The organism is uncultured Massilia sp., from assembly GCF_913773735.1.
Classification (GTDB): domain Bacteria; phylum Pseudomonadota; class Gammaproteobacteria; order Burkholderiales; family Burkholderiaceae_D; genus Telluria.
This window is the reverse complement of record NZ_CAJYEB010000030.1, coordinates 27,779-44,406: the sequence shown is the minus strand read 5'-3', so window position 1 is coordinate 44,406 and position 16,628 is coordinate 27,779. Positions and strand designations below refer to the sequence as shown.

Below are 16,628 nucleotides of genomic sequence, written 5' to 3'. Positions count from 1 at the left end.
GGGATGTCGAGTCGTCGGGTCCTCCCGACCCGGACTCGATGCGCCGCGGCGTTCAGGCCGTGGCCAGCACCTGGCCGTCGCCGGAATCCGCGTCGGCCTTGTGCTTGGCGTTCTGCTTGGCGCGCGAGCGCGACGGCGGCAGCCGGCGCAGCGTCTTGAGCGCTTCCGGATCCTTGATGCCGATGGTGCGCTGGTCGACCGTGATCAGGCCGATCTCGTTGAAGGCGGACAGCGTGCGGCTGACCGTTTCCAGCGTCAGGCCCAGGTAGCTGCCGATTTCGTGCCGCGTCATGCGCAGGTTGAACAGCTTGCTCGAATAGCCCATCGCGGCGAAACGCTCGGCCAGCGAGATCAGGAACCGGGCCACGCGCGCCTCGGCGGACAGGGCGCCCAGCATGCCGATCATGGCCTGCTCGCGCACGAGTTCGCGGCTCATCACGCCGTACATCAGGTTCTCGAGTTCGGCATGCACGCGCCCCAGGGCGGTCAGCTTCTTGAACGGCATCAGGATCAGGTCGCAATCGGACAGCGCCACCGCTTCCGAGGCGTAATGGCGGGTGTGGATGCCGTCCACGCCGAGCATGTCGCCCTTCATGGGGAAGCTCAGCACCTGCTCGTTGCCGAATTCGTCGATCAGCACGGTCTTGAGAAAGCCCGAGTTGACGATGTACAGGGTGTCGAACGCCTGGCCGATGGTGTGGACGCGCTGGCCCGTCTTGAACTGCACGTGCTGGAACAGCAGTTCTTCGGTATTCATCGACACGGCGGCCGGGATGTGGAGCAGGTCGCAGACCTCTTTCAGGTTGGACCACAGGCGACCCTGGCGCTGGCGTCCGGCTTCCATCTGTGACGAGTGCAGGGTCGACGGGGAGGCGTTGCGTTGTTCTGACGTTGGCTGGGACTGCATACTCATCTCCAGGGTTTGGGGAATCAGGTCCTGCGGCTTTCCGCCGACCCGGCCGGCATGGGCGGGGCTGGTCAGCCGGATACGGATATAGACCGCAGGCAAGTCGAAACGCTGAAATCAGTATGCCAACACGAGTCTGGCATTCATATCAGTAACGGCTGAATGTGCAGGTAGGAGTGGGCGTCAGCATGTAGGAGTTTTCCTATTGCACCGCACCACGGCAGCGTGTGGGAGGGCGGGGAGGGGAGCGGCCGGCTCAGGCCTTCAGCGGCGCCAGCAGGCGGTGCGCGACGGCGTACTGGACCATTTCCGACAGCGAGGTCATGCCCATCTTCTGCATGATGCGGGTCTTGTGGGTACTGACGGTCTTGACCGACAGGTGCAGGTTGTTGGCGATCTCGGTGATCGACTTGCCGCCCACCAGCAGCGAGAACACCTCGAACTCGCGGTCCGAGAGCTGCTTGTGCAGCAACTGCTCGTTGGGGGCCATGATGTTCAGGGCCAGCTGCTCAGCGACCTCGGTGCTGATGTAGGGGCGGCCGGAGGCGACCTTGCGGATGGCGCCGACGAGCTGGGTGCCGGCGCTTTCCTTGGTGAGGTAGCCCTGGGCGCCGGCGCGGATGGCGCGCACGGCGTATTGCTCTTCCTCGTGCATCGTCAGGATCAAGATGGCCAGCTTCGGGGCCTCGCTGCGGACCTGGCGGATCAGGTCGACCCCGCTGCGGCCCGGCATCGACAGGTCGAGCAGCAGCAGGTCGAAGCCGCCCTGGCGCACCAGCGACAGCACTTCGAAGCCGTTGGTGGCCTCGCCGACGATCTCGATGTCGAGCGCGCCGTCGAGGATGCGCTTGAGGCCCTCGCGCATGATCGTGTGATCGTCGGCGATGACAATGCGAATCATAAGGATGTCCCCGGCATGGATTCGAAAACCGCAAAATTGAAAGCTATCACAAAGGCAATAGATTCGCCGTCGTTTTTTTGCACCAGAATGGGACGTCCCGACGCCGCGGCACGGATCAGGCGCCGGGCTCCCGGACCAGGCGGTGCACGAGGACCGGCCGGGTCGTCTGCGACAGGACCTTGTTGGTCACGCTGCCGAGCAGCAGCTGGCCCCAGCCGCTGCGCCCGTGCGAGCCCATGAAGATCAGGTCGCACTGCTGTTCCTCGGCGACATCGACGATCTTCAGCGCGGCCGCGTCGGAAAACGCCGTCATGCACGCATGTTGCAGCCCGGCCTGCTGGGCGGCGCGCATGATCGCGTCCATGTACTGCTGGCCGGTGCGGCGCATCTGCGCGATGTACTCCTCCTCGCTCGGGTAGGACGGCGGGATGATCTCGACGTAGACGGGATACTGGTACTCGGGCGCGACGAACAGCGCCAATACCTCGGCGCCCATCTGCTGCGCGAACGCGACGCCGGCGCAGGCGGTGTGCTGGGACACCGTGGAGCCGTCCGTGGTGATCAGAATCTTCCGGTACATGGCGTTGCCCTCCCTTGCATGACATTGTAGTCCGCGTTCGCCGTGGGTGCGGAATGCGGGTCCTTGATCTTTCTCATCGATGTGTTCGCTCCCATTCCATGTCATCCGGTTGCCATGAAAACGGGCCGCGATAAAAAAATACAACACTCGATTTGTGAAAATATTCAGAAAGCGCTGTAAATAATTGTTGCGGGGTTAAGTTTACTGCGTATTCGACAACGGCGCTCTTCCAGAAGATTTACCTACGGCAACCACACTGCTACACTCTTCGAAAACCCGTACCGTCAGCGTATTGACGGCAGCTGTACCGCACAAAGAGCGCCGAAGACGCCGCGCGGTGCGCCCCAGGAAGGCGCCCGGCGGCTTTTCGCGGTTCGCAAGATCATCGCGACATTTACATTATGGAGAAGTAGGGACTATGACCGACGCCGCTGACGATTTCGACGCATTATTCGAGGAAGTGGCAGCGCAGCGAGCTTCCGCGCCCGCTCCCGCCCCGGCCCCCGCGCCGGCGCCCGAGCCCGCCGCCGGTGGCGACAGTGCCGACCCGGACGACCTGGAGGCGCTGTTCGACCAGGTCGCCTCCGCTTCGGCGCCGGCCGTGGTCGCCGCTGCCGCGCCCGCTGCCGCCGTGGCTGCCGCCGCCGACACGGCGGACGAGGAGCCGAAGGGCATGTACGAGCGCCTCGGCGGCATCGTGCGCCTGCTGCACGACTCGCTGCGCGAACTGGGCTACGACAAGGCGCTGACCGAGGCCTCGTCCCAGATCGTGGACGCCCAGGACCGCCTGGAATATGTCGCGACGCTGACCGAACAGGCCGCCAACAAGGTGCTGAACACCCTGGACGACGGCATGCCGGCCCAGGACCTGCTGTCCAAGCAGGCCAAGGAGATGGAAAACCGCTGGTCCGACCTGTTCTCGGGCAAGCTCTCGATCGAGCAGTTCAAGTCGCTGGCCGGCGACTCCAAGCAGTTCGCCCAGCGGGTGTCGGAAGCGACCGAGGCGGAAAAGGCGCGCCTGCTCGAGATCATGATGGCGCAGGATTTCCAGGACATCACCGGCCAGCTGATCAAGAAGGTCGTCAACATCACCAAGACCGTCGAGAACGAACTGGCCCAGCTGCTGCGCGACAGCGCGCCGGCCGAGGTGAAGGAAAAGCTGGCGCAGAAGCAGGCCGCGCAGGAAGCGCCGGAGCCGCTGATGCAGGGTCCGTCGGTGCCGACCGTGGCGCTCGACCAGGACAGTGTCGATGACCTTCTTGCCGATCTGGGATTCTAATGGATGAAATGCTCAAGGATTTCGTCGTCGAGGCGATGGATCTGGCTGCGAATGTCGAAGAACATCTGCTGCGCCTCGAACGCGATCCGGATAACAAGGAAACGCTGAATGCGGTGTTCCGCTCGTTCCACACCATCAAGGGTGGCGCGGGCTTCATGGGGCTGCCGGCGCTGGTCGCCGCCTGCCACCTGACCGAGAACCTGTTCGATGCGCTGCGCACCGGCGCGGCCCCGGTCACGCCGGCGGCGATCGAGGCCTCGCTGCAGGCCTCGGGCTTCGTGGCCGACCAGCTCAACGACCTGAACAACGGCGCCACGCCGGACCAGCTGGCGCCGATGCCGGCCGAGCTGGAAAGCATGCTGAAGGATGCGATCGCCGGCAAGGATGCCGCCCCGGCCGCGCCGGCGCCGGCGCCGGCGCCCGCGCCGGTGGCCGCCGCCCCGGTCGCGGCCGCACCCGCCGCCCCGGCGCCGGTCGCCGTGGCTGCCGCCGCATCGGCCGACGGCATCGACTGGGAAGGCATGTACCTGGCGGTCGTGCCGCCGGGCACCCATGTCCCGGCCGCCGTGGCCGCGCCGGCCGCGCCGGTGGAGGCGGTCGCCGCGCCGGTGGTGGCCGCCCCTGTGGTGGCCGCCGCGCCCGTGGCCGCCCCGGCCGCCGAGCACGTCCCGGCCCGGCCGGGCTGGGACGGCGTCGAGCGCCGCACCGACAACAAGCCGGTGCAGAACGCCCCGGCCAAGGACGAGAGCATCCGCATCGACGCGGTCAAGCTGGATGCGCTGCTGGAAGTCGCGGGCGAATCCGTGCAGGCCGCCAACCAGGCCGCCGTGCTGCTCGAGCGCCTGTCGCAGTTCAAGTTCGAGGGCCAGGCCGCCACGCTGATGGCGACGCTGACCGAGACGCTGGAACGGGCCTCGCGCTACTCGGCCGAACTGCAGCGCGCCACGCTGGCGACCCGCATGCAGCCGGTGGGCCGCCTGTTCCAGAAGTTCCCGCGCCTGGTGCGCGAGCTGGCCAAGGACCTGGGCAAGGACGTCGAGCTGACCATCGAAGGCGCCGAGACCGAAGTCGACCGCGTCGTCGTGGACAGCCTGTACGACCCGCTGGTGCACATGCTGCGCAATGCGCTGGACCACGGCGTCGAGTCGCCGCAGGACCGCGTCGCCAGCGGCAAGCCGGCCAAGGCCTTCATCCTGCTCAAGGCCTGGCAGGAGGCCAACAGCGTCATGATCGTGCTGCAGGACGACGGCCGCGGCATGGATCCGGCCAAGCTGCGCAAGAAGGCGATCGAGAAGGGCCTGATCGGCGAGCACCAGGCCACCAGCGACGACGAAGCCTACCAGCTGGTGTTCCTGCCCGGTTTCTCGACCAAGGAAGTGGCGTCGTCGGTCTCGGGCCGCGGCGTGGGCATGGACGTGGTCAAGACCGCCGTCGAGAAGAACCGCGGCGCGATCCGCATCGACTCGAGCCTGGGCAAGGGCACCAAGTTCGCGATCCGCCTGCCGATCGAGCTGTCGATCGTGCCGACCATGCTGGTGTCGACCTCGGGCGCCCAGCTGGCGCTGCCGATGGCCGTCGTCGAGCGCGTGGTCGAGCTGCCGGAAGAGTTCATGCAGGTCGGCGGCGCCCCGGTGCTGAAGGACCAGGGCCGTCCGCTGCCGGTGCGCTCGCTGGCGCTGTCGCTCGGCTACGAGGAATGCTCGGAGCGCGTCGGCATCGTCATCAACGCGCCGCAGCCCTACATCATCGCGGTGGAAGCCGTGGACGGCACCGCCGACCTGGTGATCAAGCCGATGACGGCGCTGCACGTCGAAGGCATCACCGGCACGGCCCGTTCGGCCGAGGGGTCGCTGGTGCTGGTGGTCGGCCTGTCGTTCCTGATGGACGGCTGCCGTTCCGCGGTGCGCCTCGCCGCATGAGTGCACCATAAGGCGGCAGGCAACGGCCGCCGCCTTCCGGCAACAAAGCCACGAAAAGCCTGCGCACATCCTGCGCAGGCTTTTTTTATTTGAAACGCTGGTTTCGCATGCAAATAATATTTGCCTGTTGCGCGATGGATTGGAATAATCGTGCCGGCGGCCGCCTTCTGCCGCGTTGCACAAATATGGCATAATCAAAGACCCCACCCGCGCCAAGCGGCCGTTCCAATGGACTTGCGCCTCAACTATGTTAAAAACGCTCTACGACAAACTCTGGGATTCGCATGTCGTGCGTGCCGATGCAGATGGCACCACCGTGCTGTATATCGACCGTCACCTGGTCCATGAAGTGACCAGCCCGCAGGCCTTCGAGGGCCTGCGCGTGGCGGGCCGCCCGCTATGGCGCACGTCCGCCAACCTTGCCGTAGCAGACCACAACGTCCCGACGACCGACCGCTCGCACGGCATCGCCGACCCGACCTCGCGCCTGCAGGTGGAGACGCTGGACGCCAACACCAGGGCGTTCGGCCTCACCTACTTCAACATGAACGACAAGCGCCAGGGCATCGTGCACGTGATCGGCCCGGAGCAGGGCGCCACGCTGCCCGGCATGACGGTCGTGTGCGGCGACTCGCACACCTCGACCCACGGCGCCTTCGGCTGCCTGGCGCACGGCATCGGCACCTCCGAAGTGGAGCACGTGCTGGCCACCCAGACGCTGCTGGCCAAGAAGTCCAAGGCGATGCTGGTGCAGGTCGACGGCGTGCTGCCGGCCGGCGTCACCGCCAAGGACATCGTGCTGGCCGTGATCGGCAAGATCGGCACCGCCGGCGGCACCGGCTACGCGATCGAGTTCGCCGGCCAGGCGATCCGCTCGCTGTCGATGGAAGGCCGCATGACGGTCTGCAACATGGCGATCGAGGCGGGCGCGCGCGCCGGCATGGTCGCCGTCGACGACACCACCATCGACTACGTCAAGGGCCGCCCGTTCGCGCCCGCCGGCCCGCACTGGGACCAGGCCGTGGCCTACTGGCGCACGCTGCACTCCGACCAGGGCGCGAAGTTCGACCTGGTGGTGCAGCTGAACGCCGCGGAGATCCGCCCGCAGGTCACCTGGGGCACCTCGCCCGAGCAGGTCACGACCATCGACGGCCGCGTGCCCGATCCCGACCTCGAGAAGGACCCGGTCAAGCGCGACGCGATGGAAAAGGCACTGGTCTACATGGACCTCAAGCCGAACACCGCGATGCAGGACATCCGCATCGACAAGGTGTTCATCGGTTCCTGCACCAACTCGCGCATCGAGGACCTGCGCGCCGCCGCCGCCGTCGTGCGCGGCCGCCAGCGCGCCTCCAACGTCAAGCTGGCGATGGTGGTGCCGGGCTCCGGCCTGGTCAAGGAACAGGCCGAGCGCGAAGGCCTGGACAGGATCTTCAAGGCCGCCGGCTTCGAATGGCGCGAGCCGGGCTGCTCGATGTGCCTGGCGATGAACGCCGACCGCCTGGAACCGGGCGAGCGCTGCGCCTCGACCTCGAACCGCAACTTCGAGGGCCGCCAGGGCCAGGGCGGACGCACGCACCTGGTGTCCCCGGCGATGGCCGCCGCGGCCGGCATCGCCGGCCACTTCGTCGACGTATCGCGTTGATCGCAGGGCTCCGGCCCCGCAGTTGCCGGCGCAGCAGGCCGGTTTTGAATCAGAACCATCAGGGACAGCATGAAGAAAGTCATCACCCTCGCCCTCATCGCCTTCGTGGCCACGGGCTGCAACACCATCTCCGGCATGGGCCGCGACGTGCAGAAGGTCGGCCAGGTCATCACCGGCGCCGGCGGCAAATAAGCGGAGCGTTTCGACCATGGACAAATTCACCGTACACGAAGGCCTGGTGGTCCCCCTCGACCGCGCCAACGTCGATACCGACGCCATCATCCCGAAGCAGTTCCTCAAGTCGATCCGCCGCACCGGCTTCGGCCCCAACCTGTTCGACGAGTGGCGCTACCTCGACCACGGCGAGCCGGGCATGGACAACGGCCGCCGTCCGCTCAACCCGGACTTCGTGCTGAACCAGCCGCAGTACCAGGGTGCGTCGATCCTGCTGACGCGCAAGAACTTCGGTTGCGGCTCCTCGCGCGAGCACGCGCCGTGGGCCCTGCAGCAGTACGGCTTTCGCGCGATCGTCGCGCCGAGCTTCGCCGACATCTTCTTCAACAACTGCTTCAAGGGCGGCCTGCTGCCGATCCGCCTGGGCGAGAGCCAGGTCGAGCAGCTGTTCAATGAGGTCAAGGCCTTCCCCGGCTACAAGCTGGTGGTGGACCTGGAGCGCCAGACCGTCGGCACGCCGGACGGCCACCTCACGTTCGCATTCGAGATCGACGACTTCCGCAAGTACTGCCTGCTCAACGGCCTGGACGACATCGGCCTGACCCTGCGCCACGCCGACGAGATCCGCGCCTTCGAGGAGCGCCACCTGCGCAGCCAGCCCTGGCTCGCCAACACCATCTGAGAAGAACCAGACCATGAAGATTGCAATCCTGCCGGGCGACGGCATCGGCCCGGAAATCACGGCGCAGGCGGTCAAGGTGCTGAACGCCCTGGGCGAACAATTCGAGCTGGAGAGCGCGGACGTCGGCGGCGCCGGCTACGCCGCCCACGGCCACCCGCTGCCGCCCGCCACGCTGGCGCTGGCCAAGCGCGCGGATGCCGTGCTGTTCGGCGCCGTCGGCGACTACCGGTACGACACGCTGGAGCGCGCGCTGCGTCCCGAGCAGGCCATCCTGGGCCTGCGCAAGGAACTGGGGCTGTTCGCCAACCTGCGTCCGGCGATCCTGTATCCGGAACTGGCCGGCGCCTCGACGCTCAAGCCGGAAGTCGTGTCGGGCCTGGACATCCTGATCATCCGCGAACTGACGGGCGACATTTATTTCGGCAAGCCGCGCGGCGTGCGCGAATGCCCGGACGGCCCGTTCGCGGGCCAGCGCGAAGGTTTCGATACGATGCGCTATGCCGAAGGCGAGATCCGCCGCATCGCCCACGTCGCGTTCCAGGCCGCACGCAAGCGCGACAAGCGCGTGACCAGCGTCGACAAGGCCAACGTGCTGGAGACCTTCCAGTTCTGGCGCGACGTCGTGACCGACGTGCACAAGGAGTACCCGGACGTCGAGCTCGAACACATGTACGTCGACAACGCGGCGATGCAGCTGGTGCGCGCGCCGAAGAAGTTCGACGTGATCGTGACCGGCAATATGTTCGGCGACATCCTGTCGGACGCGGCGGCGATGCTGACCGGCTCGATCGGCATGCTGCCGTCGGCTTCGCTGGATGCGAACAACAAAGGCCTGTACGAACCGTCGCACGGCTCGGCGCCGGACATCGCCGGCAAGGGCATCGCCAATCCGCTGGCGACGATCTTGTCAAGCGCGATGATGCTGCGCTTCTCGCTGGGCAAGAGCGAGCAGGCGGACCGCATCGAGAACGCCGTCAAGGCGGTGCTCAAGCAGGGCCTGCGCACGCCGGACATCTTCGAAGAAGGCACGACGCGCGTCGGCACCGAGGCGATGGGCGACGCGGTCGTCAACGCGTTGGCATAAGCCGGCGTTTATTCGCATGGTGCGGTGGGCACGGGGTGCCCACCCTACGGCAGACAACGACGTAGGGTGCGCTCCCCGGGCGCACCACGCATGACATAACACTTACATATCCAAGGGAAGATGATGAAACTCGTAGGTCTGGTTGGTTGGCGCGGCATGGTCGGTTCGGTCCTGATGCAGCGCATGCAGGACGAGGGCGATTTCGCCCACATCGAGCCGGTGTTCTTCACCACCTCGAATCCGGGCGGCGCCGCGCCGGCGATGGCAAAGAACGAGACCACGCTGAAAAGCGCCAGCGACATCGCCGAGCTCTCGAAGTGCGAGATCATCATCTCGTGCCAGGGCGGCGACTACACGACCGAGGTCTACCCGCAACTGCGCGCCGCCGGCTGGAACGGCTACTGGATCGACGCGGCATCGACGCTGCGCATGAACGACGACGCCGTCATCGTGCTCGACCCGGTCAACCTGGACGTCATCAAGGATGCGCTGGCCAAGGGCATCAAGAACTACGTCGGCGGCAACTGCACCGTGTCGTGCATGCTGATGGGCCTGGGCGGCCTGTTCAAGCACGACCTGGTCGACTGGATGACCTCGATGACCTACCAGGCCGCATCGGGCGGCGGCGCCCAGCACATGCGCGAGCTGCTGACCCAGTTCGGCACCATCAACGCCGCCGTCAGGCCGCTGCTGGACAATCCGGCGTCGGCCATCCTCGACATCGACCGCGGCGTGCTGGCCACCCAGCACGGCATGTCCGCCGACGAGACGAAGCAGTTCGGCGTGCCGCTGGCCGGCAACCTGATCCCCTGGATCGACAAGGACCTGGGCAACGGCCAGTCGAAGGAAGAGTGGAAGGGAGGCGCCGAGACCAACAAGATCCTGGGCCGCCACGGCACCGCGTCGGTGATCCCGGTCGACGGCCTGTGCGTGCGCATCGGCGCGATGCGCTGCCATTCGCAGGCGCTGACCATCAAGCTCAAGAAGGACGTGCCGCTCGACGAGATCAACGACATCATCGCCGGCGACAACCAGTGGGTGAAGTTCGTGCCGAACACCCGCGAGGCGTCGATGCGCGACCTGACCCCGGCCGCCGTCACCGGCACCCTGGGCATCCCGGTCGGCCGCGTGCGCAAGATGTCGATGGGCCCGGAATACATCTCGGCCTTCACCGTCGGCGACCAGCTGCTGTGGGGCGCCGCCGAGCCGCTGCGCCGCATGCTGCGCATCGTGCTGGAAAGCTGATTCGTCGGGGTTCGCCGACATGGCGCAAAGGCGGCCGCCGTGCCGCCTTTGTGCTTTCTCCGCGAGCATGACGGCGCCGCCGCAGTGGCCCAGCGACACCGATCCACCCAAAAAACATCGAATTCATGAACAGACCGTCTACGGATCGGCGCTTGCGCAAGTGTTTCTCCCTGTAGAACTTGCATGCCACAGTGCATGATGATATGTTGCCGAGACCTGCGGGCGGTATCCTGCCTGCCTCAACCCCATTGCGTTCCGACCCTATGCATGCTACTGACCGCCTCCCGTTGAAATCGTCCGCGTTGAAAAAGCTCACCGCGGCGGTCGCCAGTGCGCTGGTGCTGGCGTCGGCGGCCCATGCTGCCGGCCTCGGCAAGCTCACCGTGCTGTCCGCCCTGGGCCAGCCGCTGCGCGCCGAGATCGAACTGACGTCGGTCTCGCCCGAGGAGGCCTCCGGCCTGGCGGCGAAGCTGGCGTCGCCCGAGGCGTTCCGGAACGCGAACATCGAATTCAATCCGGCGCTGCTGTCGCTGCGCTTCGCCGTCGAGCAACGCGGCGGGCGCCAGTTCATCCGTGTCAGCTCGACCCAGCCGCTGAACGAGCCCTTCGTCGACCTGTTGCTGGAACTGACGTGGAACAACGGGCGCCTGGTGCGCGAATACACCTTCCTGCTCGACCCGGCCGAACTGCGTTCGACCCAGGCCGCGCAGGTGGCCGCGAACGACGCGCCGGCGCGCCCGCGCGCCGAGCAGCCGGCCGCCGCCCCCGCGCAGAGCGCGCCGGCGCCTGCGCCGCGCCGCAGCGAGGTGCGTCCTCCGGCCGAGCCGGCGGGGCAGGAGGCGCAGGAGACGCGCGCCGCGGCCTCCGAATACCGCGTCCAGCGCGGCGACACGCTGGGCGAGATCGCCGCGCGCGTCAAGCCGGCCAACGTCTCGCTCGACATGATGCTGGTCGCGTTGTACCGCGCCAATCCGGAAGCCTTCATCGGCAACAACATGAACCGCCTGAAGTCGGGCCGCATCCTGTCCGTGCCCGATGCCGACAGCGTGCGCGCGACGTCGCCGGGCGAGGCGCGCGGCGTCGTGGTCGCGCAGGCCGCCGACTTCAATGCCTACCGCAACAAGCTGGCCGGCCAGGTCGGCGCGGCGGAACCGGTCAAGGCGCCGCCGGCGGGCCAGAGCGCCGGCGGCAGGATCACCGCGCGCGTCGAGGAACGCCCGACCGCCGCCAACGAGGCGCAGGACCAGCTGCGCCTGTCCAAGGCCCAGCCGCAGGCGCCGGCCCCGACCCCGGGCAAGGGCGCGACGATGAGCGCCGAGGACGGCATCGCCAAGGAAAAGGAACTGGCCGACGCGCAGTCGCGCGTCAAGGAACTGGAGCGCAACGTCGGCGACCTCGAGAAGCTGGCCACGGTCCAGAACCGCGCCGGCGCCGAGGCCGAGAAGAATGCCGCCGCACCCAAGGCCGACGCCGTGCTGGCCGAGGACAAGCCCGTACCGAAGAAGCTGCCCCCGATCAAGCCGGCCAAGCCGGCGCCCGCGGCGCCGGAGCCGGGCATCTTCGACTTCCTGATGGAGAACCTGCCGCTGGTCGGCGGCGGCGCGGCCGCGCTGCTGCTGGCCGGCCTGCTGGTGGCCCAGCGCCGCAAGAAGAAGGAACCGAAGGCCGTCGCCGAACCGTCGATCCTGGGCGTGCCGAGCGAGCCGGCGCATTCGCTGTTCGCCGAGACCGGCGGCCAGAGCGTGGACACCAACAACAGCGTGTTCAATTCCAGCTTCGCGCCGTCCGCCAGCCAGCTCGACACCAACGAAGTGGACCCGGTGGCCGAGGCCGACGTGTACATCGCCTACGGCCGCGATGCCCAGGCCGAGGAAATCCTGAAGGAAGCGCTGCGCACGCACCCGGAACGCCTGCCGGTGCGCCTGAAGCTGCTCGAGATCTATGCCGCGCGCAAGGATGCGCGCGCCTTCGAGGCCCAGGCCGGCGAGCTGCACGGCCTCACGCGCGGCCATGGCGACGAATGGGCGCAGGCCGCCGCGATGGGCCTGGCGCTCGATCCGTTCAATCCGCTGTATGCGGGCGGCGCTGCAGCCGCCGCTGCGCCGCTCGGCGCGGAGCCGGGCCAGCCGGTGCCGCTGGCGAAGGAATTCGACGACGCGTTCCATGCCCCGGCGCAGGAAGACGCCCGTGCGCCGATGAGCTTCGACCAGCATTTCGCCGACGCCATGGGCACCGCCCAGCCGGCGCCGGAACCGGTGACGAACGCGCCGGCCCGCGTCGACGACGACCATGTGCTCGACTTCGACCTGGGCGGCCTGTCGTTCGAGCCGGTGACGGCCGAGACGGCCACCCCGGCCGCGCCGTCGCTCGACAAGAAGGACGCCAACGACCTCGACTTCGACATGGATGCGTTCACGCCGGCCGCGCCGGCGCCGCAGGTCGTCGAGCCGGCGCCGCGCAGCCCGGCCGAGGATCCGCTCGACTTCACGTTCGACATGGATTTCGATGCCCCCGCCAAGCCGGCCAATCCGGCCCAGGCTGCCGCGGACCAGCCGCCGGCCGCGCCGGCGACCGTCGCGGACATCGAGGAAGACCCGCTGTTCGACCTGGCGTTCGACCAGGCGCCGACGCCGGCGCCGACCCCGGCGCCGCTGCTGTCGCCGGCGCAGGCCGCGGCGAGCGACATCGACATGGCCGACCTGGCGAAGGAATTCGACCTGCCGGAACTGCCCGAACTGCCGGCCGAGCGCGCCGCGGCGCCGGAGCAGGCCCGTGCGGCGAACGAACTGGACGATCCGTTGTTCGACCTCGACACGATGGACTTCGGCCTCGCGGACAAGCAGCCGGCGCCGGCGCCGGCCGAGGCGCCGGCGGTCCCGCGCCTGGACGAGCCGCTCGACTTCGCCTTCGAGCCGGCACCGGCGCTGGCATCGAACCCGTCGCCGGCCGCGGACGATCCGCTGTTCGACCTGTCGCACCTGCCGACCCGGCCGCTCGAGGCGCTGCCGGACGAGCTGCAGACCGCGACCCCGGCCGCCTCCGGCGCGCAGTTCGCCGAAAGCGACCGCGTCGAGCCGCAGTTCGACCTGGCGGCCATGGACCTCGACCTGCCGGGCGACGGCACGCTGCCGCTGCCGGAAGTGCACAGCCTGTCGGGTGGCGACGACGGCAATGGCGGCGGCGCGTTGTCGGCCGCCCACATGGAAATGGAAACCAAGCTCGACCTGGCGATCGCGTACCAGGAGATCGGCGACAAGGAAGGCGCGCGCGAGCTGCTCGAGGAAGTCATCCGCGGCGGCAGCGACGAACAGGTAAGCCGCGCCAACGCATTGCGCGCGGCGCTGGCATGAGGCAGAGGATTTGACACAGCAGTCGACCCGCATCGCAATGGGTGTCCAGTACGTGGGCACCGCCTGGAACGGGTACCAGAAACAACCATCGCGCGACACGGTCCAGGACCGGATCGAGATCGCCCTCGAGCAGTTCGCGCGCACGCCCCTGCACACGACCTGCGCCGGCCGCACCGACGCCGGCGTGCACGCGATCGAGCAGGTGATCCACTTCGACACGGACCTCGACCGCGCGCCGCAGTCCTGGGTGCGCGGCACCAATGCCTTCCTGCCGGACTCGATCGTGGTGCGCTGGGCGCACGCGCTCGCGCCGGCGCCGGAACGCGAGCAGTTCCATGCGCGCTTCTCGGCGCGCTCGCGCACCTACCACTACGTGCTGTACAACCACGCCAATCCGTCCGCGCTGCTGGCCGGGCGCGCCGGCTGGGTGTTCCGTCCGCTCGACGTGGAGCGCATGCGCGCCGCCGCCGCCCACCTGATCGGCACGCACGATTTCACGAGCTTCCGCGCGTCCGGCTGCCAGGCCAATTCGCCCGTCAAGCAGATGCACGAGGTGAAGATCGAGCGCATGGGCGACCTGGTCGTGTTCACGGTGCGCGCCTCGGCCTTCCTGCACCACATGGTGAGGAACATCGTCGGCTCGCTGATCTACGTGGGCACGGGACGCAACGCGCCGGAATGGATGGCCGAGGTGCTGGCGGCGCGTTCGCGCGACGCGGCGGCGCCCACCTTCATGCCGGACGGGCTGTACCTGGCGGCGATCGACTACGATCCGAAGTGGGGGCTGCCGCAGGAGGCTTCTGCGCCGCTGCCCTGGTTGTAGGGGTCAGAGCCCGGTGTTGATTTTCAGGGGCTCTGACCCCGGTATTCAGCCGCAAAGGCAAACCCGGCGGCCCTGCGACACCATCCGCATGCGAGGACAGGAACCATGACACGTACCCGAATCAAGATCTGCGGCATCACCCGCGAACAGGACCTGCGCGACGCCGTGCACGCCGGCGCCGATGCCCTGGGCTTCGTGTTCTACCCGAAGAGCCCGCGCCACGTGACGCCGCAGCGCTTCGCCGCGCTGGCCGCGCACCTGCCGCCCTTCGTCGGCGCCGTCGCGCTGTTCGTCAACGCGACCGTGGACGAGGTGCGCGCCGTGGTCGAGGCCGGCCCCGTGGCCCTGCTGCAGTTCCACGGCGACGAGACGCCGGCCGAATGCGCCGCCATCGCCGCCGCGGTCCAGCGGCCGTTCATGCGGGCGTATCGCGTCAAACCTGACACGGACCCGAGCGAACTGCTAGAATCGGAATCGCAATACCGCGCCGCCAGCGCCTGGTTCTCGAGCCTCCTGCTCGACACCTGGGTCGACGCCTACGGCGGCGCAGGAAAGGTCTTCGATTGGTCTCTTATCCCAAAAGAGCTCGCGCCTCGGGTCGTTTTGAGTGGTGGCTTGAGCGTACACAACGTGACTGGCGCGGTGGCGCAGGTACGCCCCTTCGCGGTCGACATCAGTAGCGGTGTCGAGGCGGCCAAGGGGATCAAGGATGCCCGTTTGATCGCCGCGTTCGTCGACGCGGTGCGGGCACAGGATGCCACCATCGAAAGCCGAGCACACCATGAAAGCCAATCCGAACACCGGCGCTGAGGCGCTGTTCAAGACTCCCGACTACCAATTGCCGGACGCGTCCGGCCACTTCGGTCCCTACGGCGGCAGCTTCGTCGCCGAAACCCTCAGCCATGCGCTGGCCGAGCTGAACGAAGCCTATGCGCGCTTCAGCCAGGACCCGGCCTTCCTCGAGGAATTCCGCTACGAGCTGGCGCACTTCGTCGGCCGCCCGTCGCCGGTCTACCATGCCAAGCGCTGGTCGCAGCAGGGCGCCTCCGGCAACCTGGGCGCGCAGATCTATTTCAAGCGCGAAGACCTGAACCACACCGGCGCCCACAAGATCAACAACGTCATCGGCCAGGCCCTGCTGGCGCGCCGCATGGGCAAGCCGCGCATCATCGCCGAGACCGGCGCCGGCCAGCACGGCGTGGCCACGGCCACGATCTGCGCGCGCTTCGGCCTCGAATGCGTGGTCTACATGGGCGCCGAGGACGTCAAGCGCCAGGCCCAGAACGTCTACCGCATGAAGCTGCTGGGCGCCACCGTCGTGCCGGTCGAATCCGGCTCGAAGACGCTGAAGGACGCGCTCAACGAGGCGATGCGCGACTGGGTCACCAACATCGAGAACACGTTCTACATCATCGGCACCGTGGCCGGCCCGCACCCGTACCCGATGATGGTGCGCGACTTCCAGTCCGTCATCGGCGAGGAATGCCTCGTGCAGATGCCGGCCATGACGGGCCGCCAGCCGGACTACGTGGTCGCCTGCATCGGCGGCGGTTCCAACGCGATGGGCATCTTCTACCCGTACATCGACGAGCCGGGCGTCAAGCTCGTGGGCGTCGAGGCGGCGGGCGAGGGCCTGGATTCCGGCAAGCACGCAGCGTCGCTCACGGCCGGCTTCCCCGGCGTCCTGCACGGCAACCGCACCTACCTGCTGCAGGACGACAACGGCCAGATCATCGAGACGCATTCCGTCTCGGCGGGCCTGGACTATCCGGGCGTCGGGCCCGAGCATGCGTGGCTGAAGGACAGCAAGCGCGCCGAGTACGTGTCGATCACGGACGACGAGGCGCTGGCCGCCTTCCACGACTGCTGCCGCATCGAGGGCATCATCCCGGCGCTGGAATCCTCGCACGCGATCGCCTACGCGGCCAAGCTGGCGCCGACGCTGCCGCAGGACCAGATCATCCTGGTCAATTTGTCGGGCCGCGGCGACAAGGACATGCACACCGTGGCGCAACGGGCCGGACTCGACTTCGGTTGAT

The 16,628-nt window shown here is 67.8% G+C and carries 14 protein-coding genes; 11 read left to right on the top strand and 3 right to left on the bottom strand.

What is annotated here, in order from left to right; all coding sequences use genetic code 11:
* Positions 1 to 52 precede the first annotated feature (52 nt).
* The 3 genes from QZ749_RS14650 to QZ749_RS14640 all read right to left on the bottom strand — a co-directional run bounded on the left by QZ749_RS14650 (position 53) and on the right by QZ749_RS14640 (position 2,388).
* Positions 53 to 844, bottom strand: a complete 792-nt coding sequence (locus tag QZ749_RS14650) for a Crp/Fnr family transcriptional regulator (RefSeq protein ID WP_296948699.1) — start codon at positions 842 to 844, stop codon at positions 53 to 55.
* 319 nt (positions 845 to 1,163) lie between these two features.
* On the bottom strand, positions 1,164 to 1,808 hold the full coding sequence (locus tag QZ749_RS14645) for a response regulator transcription factor (RefSeq protein WP_296948297.1): 645 nt from the start codon (positions 1,806 to 1,808) through the stop codon (positions 1,164 to 1,166).
* A 115-nt stretch (positions 1,809 to 1,923) separates the two neighbouring features.
* Positions 1,924 to 2,388 (bottom strand): universal stress protein, encoded by a 465-nt coding sequence (locus tag QZ749_RS14640; RefSeq protein ID WP_296948294.1) that lies wholly within the window; start codon positions 2,386 to 2,388, stop codon positions 1,924 to 1,926.
* 418 nt (positions 2,389 to 2,806) lie between these two features.
* Here QZ749_RS14640 and QZ749_RS14635 point away from each other — a divergent pair, with 418 nt between their 5' ends.
* The 11 genes from QZ749_RS14635 to trpB all read left to right on the top strand — a co-directional run bounded on the left by QZ749_RS14635 (position 2,807) and on the right by trpB (position 16,627).
* A complete protein-coding gene (locus QZ749_RS14635; RefSeq protein ID WP_296948291.1) occupies positions 2,807 to 3,667 on the top strand; it encodes a protein phosphatase CheZ in 861 nt (286 codons plus the stop codon).
* The gene (locus QZ749_RS14630) at positions 3,667 to 5,586 is read left to right on the top strand and encodes a chemotaxis protein CheA (protein ID WP_296948287.1); all 1,920 of its coding nucleotides are present in this window, start codon (positions 3,667 to 3,669) and stop codon (positions 5,584 to 5,586) included. The genes QZ749_RS14635 and QZ749_RS14630 overlap by 1 nt, the downstream gene beginning before the upstream one ends.
* A gap of 247 nt (positions 5,587 to 5,833) precedes the next feature.
* Positions 5,834 to 7,231, top strand: coding sequence for a 3-isopropylmalate dehydratase large subunit (gene leuC, locus QZ749_RS14625; RefSeq protein WP_296948286.1), 1,398 nt, complete (start codon positions 5,834 to 5,836; stop codon positions 7,229 to 7,231).
* A 69-nt stretch (positions 7,232 to 7,300) separates the two neighbouring features.
* Positions 7,301 to 7,423: an entericidin A/B family lipoprotein gene (locus QZ749_RS14620; RefSeq protein ID WP_296948283.1), complete on the top strand. Its 123-nt coding sequence runs from the start codon at positions 7,301 to 7,303 to the stop codon at positions 7,421 to 7,423.
* 16 nt (positions 7,424 to 7,439) lie between these two features.
* Positions 7,440 to 8,087 (top strand): 3-isopropylmalate dehydratase small subunit, encoded by a 648-nt coding sequence (gene leuD / locus QZ749_RS14615; protein WP_296948279.1) that lies wholly within the window; start codon positions 7,440 to 7,442, stop codon positions 8,085 to 8,087.
* A 13-nt stretch (positions 8,088 to 8,100) separates the two neighbouring features.
* Positions 8,101 to 9,171, top strand: coding sequence for a 3-isopropylmalate dehydrogenase (gene leuB, locus QZ749_RS14610; protein ID WP_296948276.1), 1,071 nt, complete (start codon positions 8,101 to 8,103; stop codon positions 9,169 to 9,171).
* Positions 9,172 to 9,294: 123 nt separating this feature from the next.
* Positions 9,295 to 10,416, top strand: a complete 1,122-nt coding sequence (gene asd, locus QZ749_RS14605) for an aspartate-semialdehyde dehydrogenase (protein WP_296948697.1) — start codon at positions 9,295 to 9,297, stop codon at positions 10,414 to 10,416.
* A 302-nt stretch (positions 10,417 to 10,718) separates the two neighbouring features.
* Entirely contained in the window at positions 10,719 to 13,766 is a 3,048-nt protein-coding gene (locus QZ749_RS14600; protein ID WP_296948273.1) for a FimV/HubP family polar landmark protein, read from the top strand.
* A 37-nt stretch (positions 13,767 to 13,803) separates the two neighbouring features.
* Positions 13,804 to 14,589, top strand: a complete 786-nt coding sequence (gene truA / locus QZ749_RS14595) for a tRNA pseudouridine(38-40) synthase TruA (RefSeq protein WP_296948271.1) — start codon at positions 13,804 to 13,806, stop codon at positions 14,587 to 14,589.
* Positions 14,590 to 14,661: 72 nt separating this feature from the next.
* Positions 14,662 to 15,399: a phosphoribosylanthranilate isomerase gene (locus QZ749_RS14590; RefSeq protein WP_296948694.1), complete on the top strand. Its 738-nt coding sequence runs from the start codon at positions 14,662 to 14,664 to the stop codon at positions 15,397 to 15,399.
* Entirely contained in the window at positions 15,371 to 16,627 is a 1,257-nt protein-coding gene (gene trpB, locus QZ749_RS14585) for a tryptophan synthase subunit beta (RefSeq protein WP_296948268.1), read from the top strand. Before QZ749_RS14590 ends, trpB begins: the two co-directional genes overlap by 29 nt.
* Position 16,628 lies beyond the last annotated feature (1 nt).